A 16,577-nucleotide genomic window follows, 5' to 3' on the forward strand; every position below is an offset into this window, starting at 1 on the left:
CTCCCGCCCAACTCACAGACAACCCAGAGCCGGCTGTTGCTGTTGACGTTGCCCTGGCTTGAAGCAGGTGCAGGGCTGCAAGCCCTGCCGAACCCCCCACTACGGTAGGGTGGGCCGATGCGGCGCTGCAGCTTGGCGTCGCCGCATATTTGATTACACTTGAAACTTGTTTGCCCATGACTCCGGACACCCACCCATGAAGCTTGGTTCTTTGAAGGAAGGCGGCCGTGACGGCACCCTGATCGTCGTCTCGCGTGACCTGCGCCACGGCGTGCGCGCCACCGGCATTGCCGTCACCCTGCAGCAGGCCCTGGAAGACTGGAGCCACATCGCGCCGCGCCTTAACGCGCTGTACGAATCGCTCAACGCCGGCGACGCCGATGGCGTGTTCGACCTTGACCCGCAGGCACTGGCCGCGCCGATGCCGCGCGCCTATGAGTTCGTCGATGGCAGCGCCTACCTGCCGCACGTCGAGCGCGTCCGCCGCGCGCGTGGTGCCGAGGTGCCGGAGAGCTTCTACACCGATCCGCTGATGTACCAGGCCACCAGCGCCGGCTTCCATGGCCCGCGCGATGCGGTCAAAGTGGTCAGCGAGGACTACGGCATCGACCTGGAAGCCGAGATCGTGGTGATCACCGACGACGTGCCGATGGCGGCCACCCCGGAACAGGCTGCGGGCCATATCCAGCTGGTCGGCCTGGTCAATGACGTCTCGCTGCGCAACCTGATTCCGGGTGAGCTGGCCAAGGGCTTCGGCTTCCTGCAGTCCAAGCCGCGTTCGGCGCTGTCGCCGGTGTTCGTCACCCCCGATGAGCTGGGCGCCGCCTGGCAGGACAGCAAGGTGCACCTGCCGCTGCTGACCCACATCAACGGCCAGTGGTTCGGTGCGCCGGAAGCGGGCGTGGACATGCAGTTCAACTTCGCCCAGCTGGTCGCGCATGCGGCCAAGACCCGTCCGCTCAGCGCCGGCACCATCGTTGGCTCGGGCACCATCGCCAACGAAGACACCAGCAAGGGTGCCTCCTGCTTCGCCGAACAGCGCGTGGTCGAAACCCTGCGCGACGGCAAGCCGAGCACGCCGTTCATGTCCTTCGGTGATGTGGTCCGCATCGAGATGCTCGATGCCGCCGGCAACAGCATCTTCGGTGCGATCGAGCAGCGCATCGAACAGGCGGCCAAGCCCTGAGCATGGAGGCGGCGATGGAGATCCCGGTCGACGACGGCATCGTGCTGTACACCTACTGGCGGTCCAGCGCCGCCTACCGCGTGCGTATCGGCCTGGAGCTGAAGGGCCTGGCCTGGGAGGCCCGGCCGGTGCACCTGGTGCGCGAAGGCGGCGAGCAGCATCTCGACGCCTATCGCGCGCTCAATCCGCAGCAGCTGGTGCCGACCCTGCTGCATGAAGGGCATGCGCTGACCCAGTCGCTGGCGATCCTGGAGTACCTGGATGAGCGCTTTCCGCAGGTGCCGCTGTTGCCAGCTGATGCTGCCGGTCGTGCGCGGGTGCGTGCGCTGGCCCAGCTGGTGGCCTGCGACATCCACCCGATCAACAACCTGCGGGTGATGCAGTACCTGGAGCGCAGCCTGCAGGTGCCGGCCGACGCCCGCACGCAATGGACCCTGCACTGGATCGCCGAAGGCTTTACGGCGATGGAGGCAATGCTGGCCAACAGCCGCGACACCGGCACCTTCTGCCACGGCGACCGCCCAGGCCTGGCCGACATCTGCCTGTTGCCGCAGCTGTACAACGCCCATCGCTTCGGCCTGGACCTGGCGCCGTACCCGACTCTGCGCCGCATCGAGGCCGCCTGCCAAGCGCTGGACGCCTTCGAGTGCGCACGCCCGGAAAACCAGCTCGACGCGGCCTGAAAGAAAAAGGGGACGGAGGGGATTAAGTCGTATGTGCACTTACGACTTAATCCCCTCCGTCCCCTTTTTGCTGCAATCGGGCCAGGTCATCGCGGAACAACCGGTAGGCATCCTCGCGGCGCGCATCGTCAGTCTGCCGCAACACCCATGCCGGGTGCACCGTGGCGTACCCGCGCGTGCCTTCCTCGAGGGCGTGCCAGCGTCCGCGGTCGCGTGAGAGGTCGAAATCACGACCGAATACCGAGGCTGCCGCTGTCGCGCCGAGGCACACGATCACCTGGGGTCGCACGCGGGCGATCTCACCCATCAGCCAAGGGCGGCAGGCCTGGATGTGGCGGCTTTCCGGCCGCTTGTGCAGCCGCACCTTGCCGCGCCGTTCATGGTGGAAGTGCTTCACCGCGTTGGTGAGGTACAGCTGGGCGCGATCGATTCCCAGTTCCACCAGTGCGCGGTCCAGCAGCTGGCCGGCAGGTCCTGCGAACGGCTGTCCGCGCAGGTCCTCGGTATCGCCAGGCTGTTCTCCGACCAGCATCACCTTGGCGTCTGCCGGCCCCTGCCCGAACACGGTCTGCGTGGCCTGCTCCCAGAGCGGGCACTGGCGGCAGGCGCTGGCCTGTCCGCGCAGATTCTCCAGGCTGCTGGCTTCGGTCGCCGATGTCGCAGCGTTCGCTCGCAGGGGAATCCGGCGCTGCGGTGCCTGCGCGGGACGGTCATGCATTTCCTGCACGCGGTCGGCCGCATCGCGCACCAGGCGTGGCAGCAGCTGAGCTTCCGGCAGGTGGCGCCAATACTTCGCCGGCATCTCCTGCATCATCATCCGTGTATTGAGTCGCGCCGGATTGAAGATGCTGGCGTAGTAGGTCTGCCACAGTGATTCGCGCGCATCCTCGGCCGGGGCATCCTCGCGCCGTGCGCCGGGGCCGAAGGCAAGTGCCTGCCCATCCCAGGCGACGCTGCGCGAAGGCGTGAGAATGGCCCAGCGCATGCCGGTGAAGCGGCGCGCGAAGAACGGCGCGACCCGATCGACAATGTAGTGCTGTGGCTCGAACCAGGCGATGAACGCATCAGGTTGGCCAGGCACCTCGCGGAAGCGCACGAATGCCTTCATCTTGTGCGTGTCACGGCGGACCGCCTGGGCCATGGCCATCGCCCGCAGTACGTCGGCATCGGCGGGGTTTGACAGCACCGAGCGTTCGCCATGGGTGATGCGCCACAGCAACCGGTACAGGAGGGCCATGCGCTGCCCGTCGCGATGACACAGGCAGGTGGCCGCCAGCTCCAGGAAGTCGCGCGGTACGTTCGGTGTGCCAGCATCGGCCTGCACGGGCGCCGAGGTGACCGCGGGTGCATCCAGCAGTGATGCGTCGCTGCCCTCCAGCCAGTCCAGCTGCTCCGGCGCGACGTCGCGCAGCAGGGCTTCACGCGCACCGTTGCGCCAGGCCTCCAGCGACCATGGCGGATCCACCCGCAGCGACCAGCGCTGCGCGTCAGGCCGCGGACGGTGCATCGAACAGCGAACCCTGTCGCGGGGGCGGGGCCAGCTGCGCGCGCAGCGCCGCCGGGTCGTCCAGCGCCTTGCGCGGATGATGGTCAGCCAGCAGCACGAACGGCAGCATCTTGCTCATCGGTGCCTTCAGGCGCGCGATGTCGGCCACGCGCAGCCGCCCGTGGCGGCGTGCCATCAGCACGCGCTTGACGTTGCGCACGCCGAGGCCGGGAACGCGCAGCAGCATTTCCTTCGGTGCCCGGTTCAGGTCGACCGGAAAGCGCTCGGGGTGGCGGATCGCCCAAGCCATCTTCGGGTCGATGTCCAGGTCCAGCATGCCGTTCTGGGCGGTATCGGTGATTTCTTCCACGCCGTACCCGTAGAAGCGCAGCAACCAGTCGGCCTGGTAGAGGCGATGTTCGCGCTGCAGCGGGGGCGGTTGCAGTGGCAGCTGCCGGCTGGCGTCCGGAATCGGGCTGAACGCGGAGTAGTACACCCGGCGCATGCGGTAGTTGCCGTACAGCGCATCGGCGCTGGCCAGGATCTGTTGGTCGTTGGCCCCGTCCGCGCCGACGATCATCTGCGTGCTCTGCCCGGCTGGTGCGAAACGGGGAGGGCGCGGGCGTGTACTGCGGCTGGCCGTCGGCGCCAACGCTGCGGGGGCTTTGCGCGCCTCCTTGGCTTCCTCGATGCGCCAGCGTAGTTCGCCCATGGCGCCGCGTATCGAATGCACCGTCTTCTCCGGCGCCAACGCGATCAGGCCGGCTTCGGTCGGCAGTTCGACGTTGATCGACAGGCGGTCGGCGTAGCGCCCGGCACTGGCCAGCAGCTCGGGCGAAGCCTCGGGAATGGTCTTGAGGTGGATGTAGCCGGCGTAGCGGTGCCCTTCGCGCAGTTGCCGGGCAACTTCCACCATCTGCTCCATGGTGTAGTCCGCATTGCGGATGATGCCGCTGGAAAGGAACAGCCCCTCGATGTAGTTGCGCTTGTAGAAGTCCAGGGTGAGCGCGACCACCTCGTCCACGCTGAAGCGCGCACGGGCTACGTTGCTGGATACCCGGTTCACGCAGTAGGCGCAGTCGTAGACGCAGAAGTTGGTCAGCAGGATCTTCAGCAATGAAACGCAGCGGCCGTCCGGCGTATAGCTGTGGCAGATGCCCATGCCTTCGGTGCTGCCAATGCCGCCGCTGGCGCGCGAATCGCGCTTGCCCGAGCCACTGGAGGCGCAGGAGGCGTCGTATTTGGCGGCATCGGCCAGGATGGCCAGCTTGCGGATGGTTTCCATTGAGGAAACCTACGGATGAGGGGTCTCATTGGATGAGACCGCCCCTGAATCCTTCAGGCTTTCGCCGGGCATGGCCCGGCGCTACCGGTATCGAAAGAGCAGTGCGGGGATCAGAAGCCGTGGGTGATGCTGGGCGCACCGGCCGAGAAGTCGGCGTACGGGTCGTGGTCGCCGCTGCTGCCTTCGGACAGGCGGAACTTCAGGGCCAGGCCATCACGCGAGTCAGCCGCACGCAACGCTTCCTCCTGCTCGATGGTGCCGGCCTTGGCCAGCCGGAACAGGCACTGGTCGAAGCTCTCCATGCCTTCTTCCAGCGAGCCTTCCATCGCCGCCTTGATCTCGTGCACCTGGCCGCGGCGCAGCAGGTCGCGGATCATCGGCGTATTGATCAGGACCTCGGTGGCTGGCAGCCGGCGGCCTTCCTTGTTCTTCACCAGGCGCTGGCTGACCACCGCACGCAGGTTCAGCGCCAGGTTCATCAGCACATTCTTGTGCGCGCTTTCCGGGAAGAAGTTGAGGATGCGCTCGATGGTCTGGTCGGCGTTGTTGGAGTGCAGGGTGGCCAGGCACAGGTGACCGGTCTCGGCGAAGGCGATCGCCGCCTCCATCGTTTCCGCGTCCAGGATCTCGCCGATCAGGATCACGTCCGGTGCTTCACGCATCGCGTTCTTCAGCGCGTTGTGGAAGGCATGGGTGTCCAGCCCGACCTCGCGCTGGTTGACGATCGACATCTTGTGCTTGTGCAGGTACTCGATCGGGTCCTCGATGGTGAGGATGTGGCCGGTGGTGGTGCTGTTGCGGTGGTCGATCATCGACGCCAGCGAGGTGGACTTGCCGGAACCGGTGGACCCCACCACCAGCACCAGCCCACGCGGGGTCATGATGACGTCCTTCAGCACCTGTGGCAGGTTCAGCTCTTCGATGCTCGGGATGCGGCTGCGGATGGCGCGAATGACCATGCCGACTTCGCCGCGCTGCTTGAATACATTGACCCGGAAGCGCCCGGCATCAGGCAGGGCGATGGCCATGTTCAGCTCCAGCTCGCGCTCGAACTGCGGCACCTGGCCCTCGTCCATCAGCGAGTAGGCGATCTTCTTGACCATGCCCGGTGGCAGGCCGGTATTGCCCAGCGGATAGAGCTTCCCCTCGATCTTGATGTAGACCGGAGCCCCGGTGGTCAGAAACATGTCCGAAGCGTTCTTTTCGGTCATCAGCTTCAGGAAGTAGCCGATATCCATTGCGAATTTTCCCCAACGAAACGGTCGACGCCCGTTGCCAGCACGGTGTCGGCTTGACGACAATGGCCGTGAACCGACAACCGGTACGGCCTCCCCAATGAAACGACTTAGCTTCGCACGAATGCGCCATGGCCTGTATGTGATGGCGTTTGCATTCGCACTGTCTGCCCCCGCTTGGGCGCAGGACGCCGCACTGGAACTGGCGCAGGCCCGGCAGGCGGTCGACAAGGCCACCCAGGCCGATGCCGACCAGTACGCTCCGGACCTTATCGGGCTGGCCCGGCAGGGGCTGGAGCAGGCCCAGCGCGCCGCCGGCGACCGCCGCGAGCGCAAGAACGCCCCGGCGATGGCCCTGCGCGCCGCCGCCGATGCCGACCTGGCCCGCGTCCGCAGCGAGGAAGCCACCGCCACCGCGCAGCTGCAGCTGCGCCGCAACGAGGTCAACCAGCTGCAACGCCAGCTGTCGACCGGGGAGGACCGCCGGTGAAGCCGATGACCGCCGCAACCCTGGCCGCGCTGCTGGCGCTGCCGACCCTGGCCGTGGCCGCTGACAACCCGATGGTGGCGCAGCTGAGCCAGCGCCTGATGGCCATCCAGGCCAATCCCGACACGGCTGAGCTGGGCGCTTTCGAGCGCATGCAGGCGCAGCAGGCCATCGCCACCCTGGACAAGGCCAAGCGCCGCGACCAGGAATTGGCCACCTACCTGGCAGAACGCCGCGTCGAGATCGCCGAGACCGCCGTGCGTACCGCACTGGCGGCGCGTGAGGTCGATCGTCTCGAGCGTACCCGCAGCGACCTGCTGATCGAGGCCAGCCGCCGCGATGCTGCCCGTGCCCGCCAGGAAGCCGAGCAGCTGCGCATGCAGGCGCAGATGCAGGCCGAGGAGGCAGAGCGCCTGCGTCAGGCCGCCGAGGCCGAGACGCTGGCCCGCCAGGATGCCGAGAATGCCCTGACCAGCGTGGCCGGCAAGCAGCAGCAGCGCCTCAGCGCCGCGCAGCAGAACGCTGCCAAACTGGCCCGCGAGGAAGCCGAGCTGGTGTCCGGGCAGAAGCTGCCGGGCTCGAAGTTCGACGGCCGCGGTGAGGTGTTCACCTTCAATGGTGACGCCTTCGCCGCCGGTGCCTCCAGCCTGTCCGGTGGTGCCCGCAACCAGGCCAAGGCACTGGCCGAGTATCTGAACATCGGCAAGAAGGGCCGCCTGCGCATCGAGGCGTATGACAGTGCCAATGGCGTCGGCCAGAAGCGGGCCGAAGCGCTGCGCGATGCCCTCGTTGCCGGCGGTGTCGCAAGCAACCGGATACAGCTCAGCGGCAAGAAGGCAGCGTCCACCCGGGCGCGTTCGGCCGAGGTCATCATCGCCCCGTAATTGATTGATATTGTTTGTTTTTCGTTGTGATGAGCATTCAGCCTGAACCCCGCCCCGGCGGGGTTCGGTCTTTTTGACGCAGGGGCTTGAACCCCGCCCGGAGCAGGCGTAGGGTCAATCGTCCGGGACGCAATGCCGCGGACCGGACGATGGGAGGGCCGGGCCGATGCAAGCAGGGCGCGAACCGCAGCGAATCGACGTGCGCAGGCCAGTGCCGCAGGTCGTTGCAGGCGTCCAGGTGGCCATCGACCGGCGCTCCTCCATGAACAACGCCCCGTGCCTTGCAGCCGGGGCGTTCGTGTATCTGTCGAAGGAGGTCCATCATGTTTGAAGATCAGCCCCAGAGCGAGATCGACGCCCGCCGCGCGCGCGATCCGGAGTTCCGGGCACTCCATGACCAGCACCGCAAGTTGAACAAGAAGTGCATGGACGCGGAGTTGGGTGTACTCCCGATCGATGATGTCACCCTGGGTCGCATGAAGCGTGAGAAGCTGCTGGCCAAGCAACGTCTTCTGCGAATGTACGAGACACCGCTTCCAACGACGTCCCCCGCGCATTGACGCACCCCGTCACGCCCGGAACGGCGTGACCTGGCCAGAGATGGCCCCGCCGGGCGCTCATGCCCCGGCATCGCGGCACCGCCGATGAGGCGGCCGCGCCAAGGCACCACAGGCGGTGGTGCCTTGGCCTGCAGGCACAACTCACCGATGCGGGCGGTACCGGTCTCCTCGTCGATCCGGGGCCGTCCGCATCCCTTTTTTACGGTGGGCAGGCTGCGGCCATGCCGACCTGACTTTCATCGCCATCCGTCGGATAATCATCGGTCCGGCCCTGCGTGGCGCGAACCGAAAGTCCCCGAATGCCCATCCACTCTTCCGTCCTCGAACTCATCGGTCAGACCCCGATCGTGAAGGCCCAGCGCCTGGACACCGGTGTCTGCGAGCTCTACCTGAAGCTGGAGAGCGCCAACCCGGGCGGATCGATCAAGGATCGCATCGGCCTGTCGATGATCGAGGCCGCGGAAAAGCGCGGCGACCTGAAGCCAGGCGCGACCCTGGTCGAGGGCACCGCCGGCAACACCGGCCTGGGCCTGGCCCTGGTAGCGCAGCAGAAGGGCTACAAGCTGATCCTGGTCGTTCCCGACAAGATGAGCCGCGAAAAGATCTTCAATCTGAAGGCGATGGGTGCCGAAGTGCGCTTGACCCGCTCGGACGTGGCCAAGGGTCATCCCGAGTACTACCAGGACCTGGCCAAGACCATCGCCGAGCAGACCCCGGGCGCCTACTTCATCAACCAGTTCGGCAACCCGGACAACCCGGCCGCGCACGAATTCGGTACCGGCCCGGAAATCCTGGAGCAGATGGACGGCGACCTTGACGCCATCGTGTTCGGCTGCGGCAGCTCCGGCACCATGACCGGCCTGTCGCGTGCCTTCGCGAAGCTGTCGCCGAAGACCGAGCTGGTGCTGGCCGATCCGGTCGGCTCGATCCTGGCCGAGTACATCAACGACGGCAATCTGAACGACAAGTCGGGCAGCTGGCTGGTGGAAGGCATCGGTGAGGACTTCCTGCCGTCGATCTCCGATTTCAGCCGGGTGAAGAAGGCCTACGCCATCTCCGATGCGGAGAGCTTCCACACCGCGCGCGAGCTGCTGGGCAAGGAAGGCATCCTCGGTGGTTCCTCCACCGGCACCCTGCTGGCGGCGGCGCTGAAGTACTGCAAGGAGCAGACCACGCCGAAGAAGGTGCTGGTGCTGGTGCCGGATACCGGCAACAAGTACCTGTCGAAGATGTACAACGACTACTGGATGCTGGACAACGGCTTCCTGCAGCGCCCCCAGCACGGCGACCTGCGCGACCTGATCCTGCGCCCGTATGGCCAGCGCGACACCGTGGTGATCGGCCCGAACGACCTGCTGACCACCGCCTATCAGCGCATGAAACTGTATGACGTGTCGCAGCTGCCGGTGCTGGACGGCGACCAGCTGGTCGGTATCGTCGATGAAAGCGACGTGCTGCTGCATGTCTATGGCGATGAAGCCCGTTTCCGCGACCCGGTGGCGACCGCGATGGTCAGCAAGCTGGACCGGCTGGACGTGAAGTCGCCGATCGAAGCGCTGCTGCCGGTGTTCGACCGCGGCCAGGTGGCGATCGTGATGGACGGTGACGCCTTCCTGGGCCTGATCACCCGTATCGACCTGCTGAACTACCTGCGTCGGCGTGTTCAATAAGCCGCTGATCGCAGATGTTCGCCGCTGAATCCTGGTTTATCCGCGTCAAAGGTCGTTAAGGCCGCGCTGATAGACTTCCGCACCTTCGATGGCGCCGTGCGTCGGCGCCCCTCAGGAAAGAACATGTCCAACGCTACTTCCCAGGATCGCGCCCTGGCCCTGGCTACCCTGGCCATCCACGGTGGCCAGTCGCCGGACCCCAGCACCGGTGCGGTGATGCCGCCGATCTACGCGACCTCGACCTATGCCCAGTCCAGCCCGGGCGAGCACCAGGGCTTCGAGTATTCGCGTACCCACAACCCGACGCGCTTCGCCTACGAGCGTTGCGTGGCCTCGCTGGAAGGCGGTACCCGTGGCTTCGCCTTCGCTTCGGGCATGGCCGCCAGCTCGACCGTGATCGAGCTGCTGGACGCCGGCAGCCACGTGGTGGCGATGGATGACATCTACGGTGGCAGCTTCCGCCTGTTCGAGCGTGTGCGTCGCCGTACCGCTGCGCTGGACTTCAGCTTCGTCGACCTGACCGATCTGGCCGCGTTCGAGGCCGCCATCACGTCGAAGACGAAGATGGTCTGGATCGAGACCCCGACCAACCCGATGCTGAAGATCGTCGACATCGCTGCGGTCGCCGCCATCGCCAAGCGTCATGGCCTGATCGTAGTCGTCGACAACACCTTCGCCTCGCCGATGCTGCAGCGTCCGCTGGAACTGGGCGCGGACCTGGTCCTGCATTCGGCCACCAAGTACCTCAACGGGCACTCGGACATGGTCGGTGGCATGGTTGTGGTTGGCGACAACGCCGAACTGGCCGAGCAGATGGCCTTCCTGCAGAACTCGGTGGGTGGCGTGCAGGGCCCGTTCGACAGCTTCCTGGCCTTGCGTGGTCTGAAGACCCTGCCGCTGCGCATGAAGGCACATTGCGCCAACGCGCTCGCCCTGGCCCAGTGGCTGGAAAAGCATCCGGCGGTGGAGAAGGTGATCTACCCGGGCCTGGCCTCGCACCCGCAACATGAGCTGGCGGGCAAGCAGATGGCTGGCTACGGCGGCATCGTCTCGATCGTGCTCAAGGGCGGCTTCGACGCGGCCAAGCGCTTCTGCGAGAAGACCGAACTGTTCACCCTGGCCGAGTCGCTGGGCGGCGTGGAAAGCCTGGTCAACCATCCAGCGGTGATGACGCATGCATCGATCCCGGTGGCGCGGCGCGAGCAGCTGGGCATCAGTGATGCGCTGGTAAGGCTGAGCGTGGGTGTTGAGGATCTGGGGGATCTGCAGGTGGATCTGGAAAAGGCGCTGGCGTGATGATCAGTGGCGTACAACGCAAGGCTGAGCTGCTCTGGGCATTGTCCCAGCGTGAGATCGCTGCACGGTTCAAAGGATCCTACGGTGGCCTCTCCTGGTATGTGATCCAGAACCTGCTGTTGCTGACGCTTTACTCGTTCGTGTTCGGTACGCTGTTCAAGAACCGATGGGGGCAGGGTGATCATCCGTCGGGCAACTTCACCGTCGCGCTCTTCATCGGCTTGATCGTGTTCAATCTATTCGCCGAATGCGTCACGCGTGCGCCAACGCTGATCCTGGCCAATGCGAACTACGTGAAGAAAGTTGTTTTCCCCCTTGATGTGCTGCCCGTCGTCACCCTGATCACGGCTGTGTTCAACGCGTTCGTGGCGATGCTGGTGCTCATTGCCGTGTCCTGGTACCTGGATTCGCCCATGCATTGGCAGGGGCTGTGGATCCCGGTAATTCTTCTGCCGCTGATGGTGTTGATCTTGGGAGTGACCTGGTTGCTGGCGGCACTCGGAACCTACATCCGCGATATCAACCAGATGGTGACGTTGCTGATCAGTGCCTTCATGTTCCTGTCGCCGTTGTTCTACCAGATCACCGCGTTGCCAAAGGCCGCGCAGACCTGGGTGATGTTCAATCCGTTGACATTGCCGATGCAGGAATCACGTGCGGCATTGATGCTTGGCCAATCCCCGGATTGGGCTGCGCTGGGGGTCTATCTGCTGATCGCCCTGCCGGTGGCAGCCTTGGGCTACATGTTCTTCCAGAAGATGCGTGGAGGCTTCGCCGATGTCATCTGACGTCTCGATCCGGGTCCACAATCTGTCCAAGTGCTACCACATCTATGAGAAGCCCGCGCACCGCCTCTGGCAGGGTCTATTGGGTGGACGGCGAAAGTTCTACCGCGATTTCTGGGCGCTGCGTGATATCGACTTCAGCGTGCGGAAGGGCACGACGTTCGGCGTCATCGGAAAGAATGGCTCTGGAAAGTCGACCTTGCTGCAGATCGTGTGCGGCACGTTGTCGCCTACCAGCGGCAGCGTCGAACGTGTCGGCAAAGTGGCAGCGCTGCTGGAACTGGGGGCAGGCTTCAATCCCGAATTCACCGGGCGTCAGAACGCGATTCTCAGTGGCGGCATCTATGGCCTGACCACTGCGGAAATCAACGAACGCCTGCCGTCGATCATCGAATTCGCAGAGATCGGTGAATTCATCGATCGCCCGGTCAAAACGTACTCCAGTGGCATGTTCGTGCGCCTGGCCTTCTCGGTGATCACCCACGTCGACGCTGACATCCTGGTCATCGACGAGGCGCTTGCCGTGGGGGATGCGCAGTTCACGCAGAAGTGCATGCGCTGGCTGCGCAAGTTCAAGGAGAACGGCACGCTGGTGTTCGTCAGCCATGACAGTGGCGCGGTGCGAAGCCTGTGCGACCAGGCCATGTGGATCGAGCATGGCCGGGTGCAAGCGATTGGCGATGCCAAGAGCGTGACAGAGAAGTACCTGGCCTCTTTGTTCAACCAGTCGCAGAGCAGCGCACCGGAACGAGACCATGCCGTGCAGGACATCCTGTCGGCCGAGGACTGGAAGGATCAGCGCCAATCGATGATCAATGGCAGCACGCTGCGCAATGACATCCAGGTGATGCAGTTCACGCCGGAGAGTGCATCCTTTGGTCAGGGCGGGGTGGAAATCACCCAGGTGGTGCTGGAGGACCGCGAACATAACCCGCTGTCGTGGGTAGTCGGCGGCGAGGCGGTATCGCTGGTCGTGCAGGCGCGCGCACTGGTTGATCTGCAGCAACCCATTGTCGGCTTCTTCCTGAAGGACAAGCACGGGCAAACACTGTTTGGCGACAACACGTACCTGACTTACCTGGATGCCCCCCCCATGGTCAGTAGCGGCGAGCGCTTCCGTGCGGTGTTCAGCTTCCCGATGCCGATCCTGCCGGTGGGTGACTACAGTTTTGACGTCGCTATCGCCGAGGGCACCCAGCTGGACCATCGGCAGCTCAAGTGGGGGCATGACGTACTGATCGTCCGCTCAGTGTCGACCAGCGTCTCCACGGGGTTGGTGGGCATTCCCATGCTGGAGGTCGCAATCGAGGTGGATGCCAATGAAGATTGAAGATCGCGTTTCGCCATACGACTACAGTTTCGATCCGGAAGGGCCGAGTACCGCTGCCCGCATCTCGCGGATGGTGGGACAGGGGCAGCGGGTGCTTGAACTTGGCTGCGGCTACGGTGTCATATCGCGTCAACTCAGCCAGGCACAAGGGTGCACAGTGACCGGCGTGGAGATCGATCCGATCAGTGCCGATCAGGCTCGTCCCTACCTGAATGCGTTGCATGTTGGAACTCTGGAAGGTGACGACTGGTTGGCCGCGGTTCGCGGCACCTACGATGTGATCGTCTGCGCGGACGTGCTGGAACACCTGCGTGATCCTGCATACACACTCGGCCAGCTACTGACCCTGCTGGCTCCGGACGGCCGTCTGGTGGCGTCCGTGCCCAACGTGGGTCATGCCGGCATCATCGCTGCATTGTTCTGCGGGCGCTTCGACTACACGCCGACAGGGCTGCTCGACGAAACCCACCTGCGCTTCTTCACCTGGGATTCGCTGGAGCGCATGCTCAACGCACAGGGCCTGGAGGTTGCCAGGCGCGAAGCAGTCAATGCCGGCGGAAACCACGAGCAGTTCCTTGAGTACTGGCAGCCTCTGCCGGAACCGATCAAGCACATGCTCAACCGACATCCCACCGCCAACGTGTTCCAGTTCGTGCTGGAGGCGCGTCGCAGTGAAGTGCCGCAGCGCCCGTGGCGGGTCGAGGATGCAGAAGCGCTGCAGCGCTGGGCCGACGAGGTGGCGAGTGGCTGAAGTGACCCTCGCAGACCACGCTGCACTGCCACGCGTGAGCGTGGTGATCCCGTCCTACAACCACGCGCGCTTCATCGGTGAGGCCATCGAGTCTGTGCTGGCACAGACGATGTCTTCTCTGGAACTGATCATCATCGATGATGGTTCCAGGGATGATTCTGTGTTGGTTGCAACTGCCATGGCGGCAGAGGATGACCGGATAAGAGTGGTGCGCCAGGACAACGCGGGGTCGCACGCGGCGATCAACCGTGGCTTGTCAAAAGCGCGGGGCGCATGGCTGGCGGTCCTCAACTCGGACGATATCTGGGAGCCTGAGCGGCTGGAGCAGATGCTCAAGCACGCCGAGCGCGAAGATGCGCAGTTCCTGTTCAGCGATATCCGCCTGATTGATGCCGATGGCGAGTTCATCGATGACCCGTCTCATTGGTGGAACTTCAGCGTGCAGCGTTTGCGCGAGCGCGTGCGCAGCGAAGGTGTGGTGAACGGGCTGCTGTATGGAAACTTCACTGTTTCCACGTCGAACTTCCTGTTCCGCAAGGAGTTGTTGGCCAGTGTTGGCTGGTTTCGGCGCTTCCGCTACAACCTGGACTGGGACTACGTGCTGCGCTGCCTGGATACCGAGGGCGTGAAGGTGGAGTTCGTCGACCAGCGTCTGATGCGCTATCGGTTGCACGGTGACAACGCGATTCTCAGTGGCATGCCCGGCGCTGCGGCCGAGGCTCAGCTGATCACGCGGCAGATCTACCGTCGTCGGATGCATGCACCCCAGAGCCTGCTGCTCAGTCACCACCGGCATGACCGCCTGTTGCGTCGCTACCTGCAGGGCCAGGTCAACAAGTACCGCGAGTCATTCCATGCAGTTGAAGCAGATCGCGATGCTCATGTAGAGCTTCTGAAACAACGCCAGCAGTTGATCGAGGCGGAGCGGCGCCAGCGGGAGCAGGCCAGCGAAGCCGAGCGCCGGCAAGCGCAGGTGGTCGAAGCAGAGCTGCGTGAGGCGCTGATAGTGCAGCAGGAGCAGCAGGCGTCGCTGGAGCAGGTGCACGAGGAGTATCGCAAGCGTGCACACGCCCAGCGCATGGATGTATACGGCGATTCTCTGCGGGTGAGGTACGAGCGGGACCTGCAGCGTTGCCGCGAGGTGCGGATGCTGGAACACCTTGAAGGGCGAAATCTGCCAGGCTCCCCAGCCTACGGAATGCCGTTGAGTTTGCGTCAGCGCGTGTCGCGCGCCATCAGGAGCGCGCGCCGCATCAACGAATCCATCGGCTTCCTGCGCAATGGAGTCACGGCTGGTACGGTCCGGCATGTCGCGCGTGATCCTCTGCCGATCGTGCCCTTGGTAGCAGAGGTGGCGGTCCATCTGCACATTTTCTACCGTGATCTTGCCCCCGAACTGATCGCCGATGCGCTGCGCATACCGAACCTGCGCAAAGTGGTCATTACCGGACCCTGGAGTCGCGAGGACTTCGACGGTCCACTGGATGAACTGGTTGCGCGCGGTGTGGATGTGCAGATTCTGGTCGTCCCCAATCGCGGCAAGGACGTGGGCGGATTGCTGGCGGCGATCCGTGATGGAGGTCTCCTCGATTCAGATCTGGTGCTGAAGCTGCACTCCAAGAAGAGCCACAATCCGGAAAGCTACTTCCAGGCAATTTCGGCCTTGTTCGGGCAGGAAATACGCGATGGCGATCATTGGCGCCGCGCGCTTGTGCAGCCATTGACCGGCAGCACCTGGCAGATCAACAACGTGCTGAAACTGTTCCAGGATGATCCGGCGATCGGCATGGTGGGAGCACGACCGTTCATCACCAGTGTTCCCGATGCCAATGCAGCGCTCAGCCAAGCGGCGTACGAGCGCTTTGGTGTGCCGCAGGGAGCTCCGTTCGTGGCCGGCACGATGTTCTGGATTCGATCCTCATTGCTCAGGCCGCTGCTCGAGCTTGGCTTGTCGCTCGATGAGTTCAGTCTGGACAGCAGGGAGGTTGAGGGCGGGCTGGAGCATGTAATGGAAAGGATGCTTGGCGCCCTTGTGATTGGGCGCGGCTTCGACATCTTTGGAGTGGAAGGATGAGCGTACTGTCCAATCGTACCGTTCCGGTCTTCATCATTTCCTACAACCGGGTCGGCTACATCAGGAGCGTGATCGAGCGGCTGGAAGCGCTGGATTTCCAGAATCTCATCGTGGTCGACAATGCGTCGACCTACGAACCACTGCTGGACTATCTCAACCACAGTCCGCATCGCGTGGTCCGGCTCGACAAGAACTATGGCCATCTTGCGCTTTGGCGCAGTGGTCGTTTCGACGACGTCATCCAGCGCGAGCGTTTCATCCTGAACGACAGCGATGTCATGCCGGCCCATGATTGCCCGTCCGACATCACCGAGCACCTGGCTGAGCTGCTGGAGCGCTATCCGCGGCACAACAAGGCCGGGCTGTCACTGAGGATCGATGACCTGCCTGACCACTATGCGTTCAAGCAGCAGGTGATCGCCTGGGAATCGCCGTTCTGGCAGAACCTGCTGGAGGACGGCAACTATGAGGCGGCTCTTGATACCACGTTCGCTCTCTACCGCCCTGGCGTCCACTGCGACGAGGAGCGTTGGTGGCGTTCGATCCGCACCGCTCCGCCATATTCAGCGCTGCACTTGCCCTGGTATCAGGACACCTCGCTGATCTCGGACGAGGACATGTTCTACCAGCAGGCGGTTGCCGGCATTTCCAGTCAATGGAGCATCACCGATCCGGTATTGCTGAAGAAACAGAACACCGAGCTGCAGCACGAGATCGCGGCCCTCAAGCGTACAATCAGCGAGCTTCGCGGTGAGGTTGCGCCGGCGGGCTCAACGGCATGGCGCAACGCTGTCCGATCCACCCTGGGTGCCACCGGGCTGTTGCCGCTGGTGCGCCGCTTGCGCGACAACATGAAGAAGTGAAT

Annotated in this window: 15 protein-coding genes; 12 read left to right on the forward strand and 3 right to left on the reverse strand. The window is 64.2% G+C overall.

From position 1 onward, the window contains the following. Nucleotides 1–196 precede the first annotated feature (196 nt). Both DI041_RS11050 and maiA read left to right on the forward strand, forming a co-directional pair. Complete coding sequence (locus DI041_RS11050; RefSeq protein ID WP_046983207.1) at nt 197–1,186, forward strand: fumarylacetoacetate hydrolase family protein; 990 nt, start codon at nt 197–199, stop codon at nt 1,184–1,186. A gap of 14 nt (nt 1,187–1,200) precedes the next feature. Continuing rightward, a complete protein-coding gene (gene maiA / locus DI041_RS11055) occupies nt 1,201–1,869 on the forward strand; it encodes a maleylacetoacetate isomerase (RefSeq protein ID WP_136638628.1) in 669 nt (222 codons plus the stop codon). Nucleotides 1,870–1,915: 46 nt separating this feature from the next. Here the strand turns inward: maiA and DI041_RS11060 are convergent, their stop codons facing one another. The 3 genes from DI041_RS11060 to DI041_RS11070 all read right to left on the reverse strand — a co-directional run bounded on the left by DI041_RS11060 (nt 1,916) and on the right by DI041_RS11070 (nt 5,878). After that, complete coding sequence (locus DI041_RS11060; protein ID WP_046983206.1) at nt 1,916–3,376, reverse strand: UdgX family uracil-DNA binding protein; 1,461 nt, start codon at nt 3,374–3,376, stop codon at nt 1,916–1,918. Beyond that, nucleotides 3,357–4,640, reverse strand: a complete 1,284-nt coding sequence (locus DI041_RS11065; protein ID WP_136638627.1) for a putative DNA modification/repair radical SAM protein — start codon at nt 4,638–4,640, stop codon at nt 3,357–3,359. Before DI041_RS11065 ends, DI041_RS11060 begins: the two co-directional genes overlap by 20 nt. 110 nt (nt 4,641–4,750) lie before the next feature. Then, nucleotides 4,751–5,878: a PilT/PilU family type 4a pilus ATPase gene (locus tag DI041_RS11070; protein WP_046983204.1), complete on the reverse strand. Its 1,128-nt coding sequence runs from the start codon at nt 5,876–5,878 to the stop codon at nt 4,751–4,753. A gap of 121 nt (nt 5,879–5,999) precedes the next feature. Here DI041_RS11070 and DI041_RS11075 point away from each other — a divergent pair, with 121 nt between their 5' ends. From DI041_RS11075 to DI041_RS11120, 10 genes are all read left to right on the forward strand, one after another. Then, nucleotides 6,000–6,365 (forward strand): DUF4398 domain-containing protein, encoded by a 366-nt coding sequence (locus DI041_RS11075; RefSeq protein WP_136638631.1) that lies wholly within the window; start codon nt 6,000–6,002, stop codon nt 6,363–6,365. Then, a complete protein-coding gene (locus tag DI041_RS11080) occupies nt 6,362–7,246 on the forward strand; it encodes an OmpA family protein (RefSeq protein ID WP_136638626.1) in 885 nt (294 codons plus the stop codon). The genes DI041_RS11075 and DI041_RS11080 overlap by 4 nt, the downstream gene beginning before the upstream one ends. Nucleotides 7,247–7,569: 323 nt before the next feature. Continuing rightward, nucleotides 7,570–7,806 carry an HP1242/YdcH family protein gene (locus DI041_RS11085; protein WP_012509964.1) on the forward strand — a complete coding sequence of 79 codons (237 nt, stop codon included), beginning with the start codon at nt 7,570–7,572 and terminating at the stop codon, nt 7,804–7,806. A gap of 299 nt (nt 7,807–8,105) precedes the next feature. After that, on the forward strand, nt 8,106–9,476 hold the full coding sequence (locus tag DI041_RS11090) for a pyridoxal-phosphate dependent enzyme (protein ID WP_046983202.1): 1,371 nt from the start codon (nt 8,106–8,108) through the stop codon (nt 9,474–9,476). A 123-nt stretch (nt 9,477–9,599) separates the two neighbouring features. After that, nucleotides 9,600–10,772 (forward strand): cystathionine gamma-synthase, encoded by a 1,173-nt coding sequence (locus tag DI041_RS11095; protein ID WP_046983201.1) that lies wholly within the window; start codon nt 9,600–9,602, stop codon nt 10,770–10,772. Continuing rightward, on the forward strand, nt 10,772–11,560 hold the full coding sequence (locus DI041_RS11100) for an ABC transporter permease (protein WP_046983200.1): 789 nt from the start codon (nt 10,772–10,774) through the stop codon (nt 11,558–11,560). The genes DI041_RS11095 and DI041_RS11100 overlap by 1 nt, the downstream gene beginning before the upstream one ends. Further along, the gene (locus tag DI041_RS11105) at nt 11,550–12,887 is read left to right on the forward strand and encodes an ABC transporter ATP-binding protein (RefSeq protein WP_046983199.1); all 1,338 of its coding nucleotides are present in this window, start codon (nt 11,550–11,552) and stop codon (nt 12,885–12,887) included. The genes DI041_RS11100 and DI041_RS11105 overlap by 11 nt, the downstream gene beginning before the upstream one ends. Continuing rightward, a complete protein-coding gene (locus DI041_RS11110) occupies nt 12,877–13,638 on the forward strand; it encodes a class I SAM-dependent methyltransferase (RefSeq protein ID WP_169050338.1) in 762 nt (253 codons plus the stop codon). The genes DI041_RS11105 and DI041_RS11110 overlap by 11 nt, the downstream gene beginning before the upstream one ends. 34 nt (nt 13,639–13,672) lie before the next feature. Beyond that, a complete protein-coding gene (locus DI041_RS11115; protein WP_169050337.1) occupies nt 13,673–15,712 on the forward strand; it encodes a glycosyltransferase in 2,040 nt (679 codons plus the stop codon). Beyond that, complete coding sequence (locus DI041_RS11120; protein WP_136638623.1) at nt 15,709–16,575, forward strand: glycosyltransferase family protein; 867 nt, start codon at nt 15,709–15,711, stop codon at nt 16,573–16,575. The genes DI041_RS11115 and DI041_RS11120 overlap by 4 nt, the downstream gene beginning before the upstream one ends. The last annotated feature ends 2 nt before the right edge of the window (nt 16,576–16,577 follow it).

The organism is Stenotrophomonas maltophilia (assembly GCF_004920835.1).
Taxonomy (GTDB): domain Bacteria; phylum Pseudomonadota; class Gammaproteobacteria; order Xanthomonadales; family Xanthomonadaceae; genus Stenotrophomonas; species Stenotrophomonas maltophilia_AQ.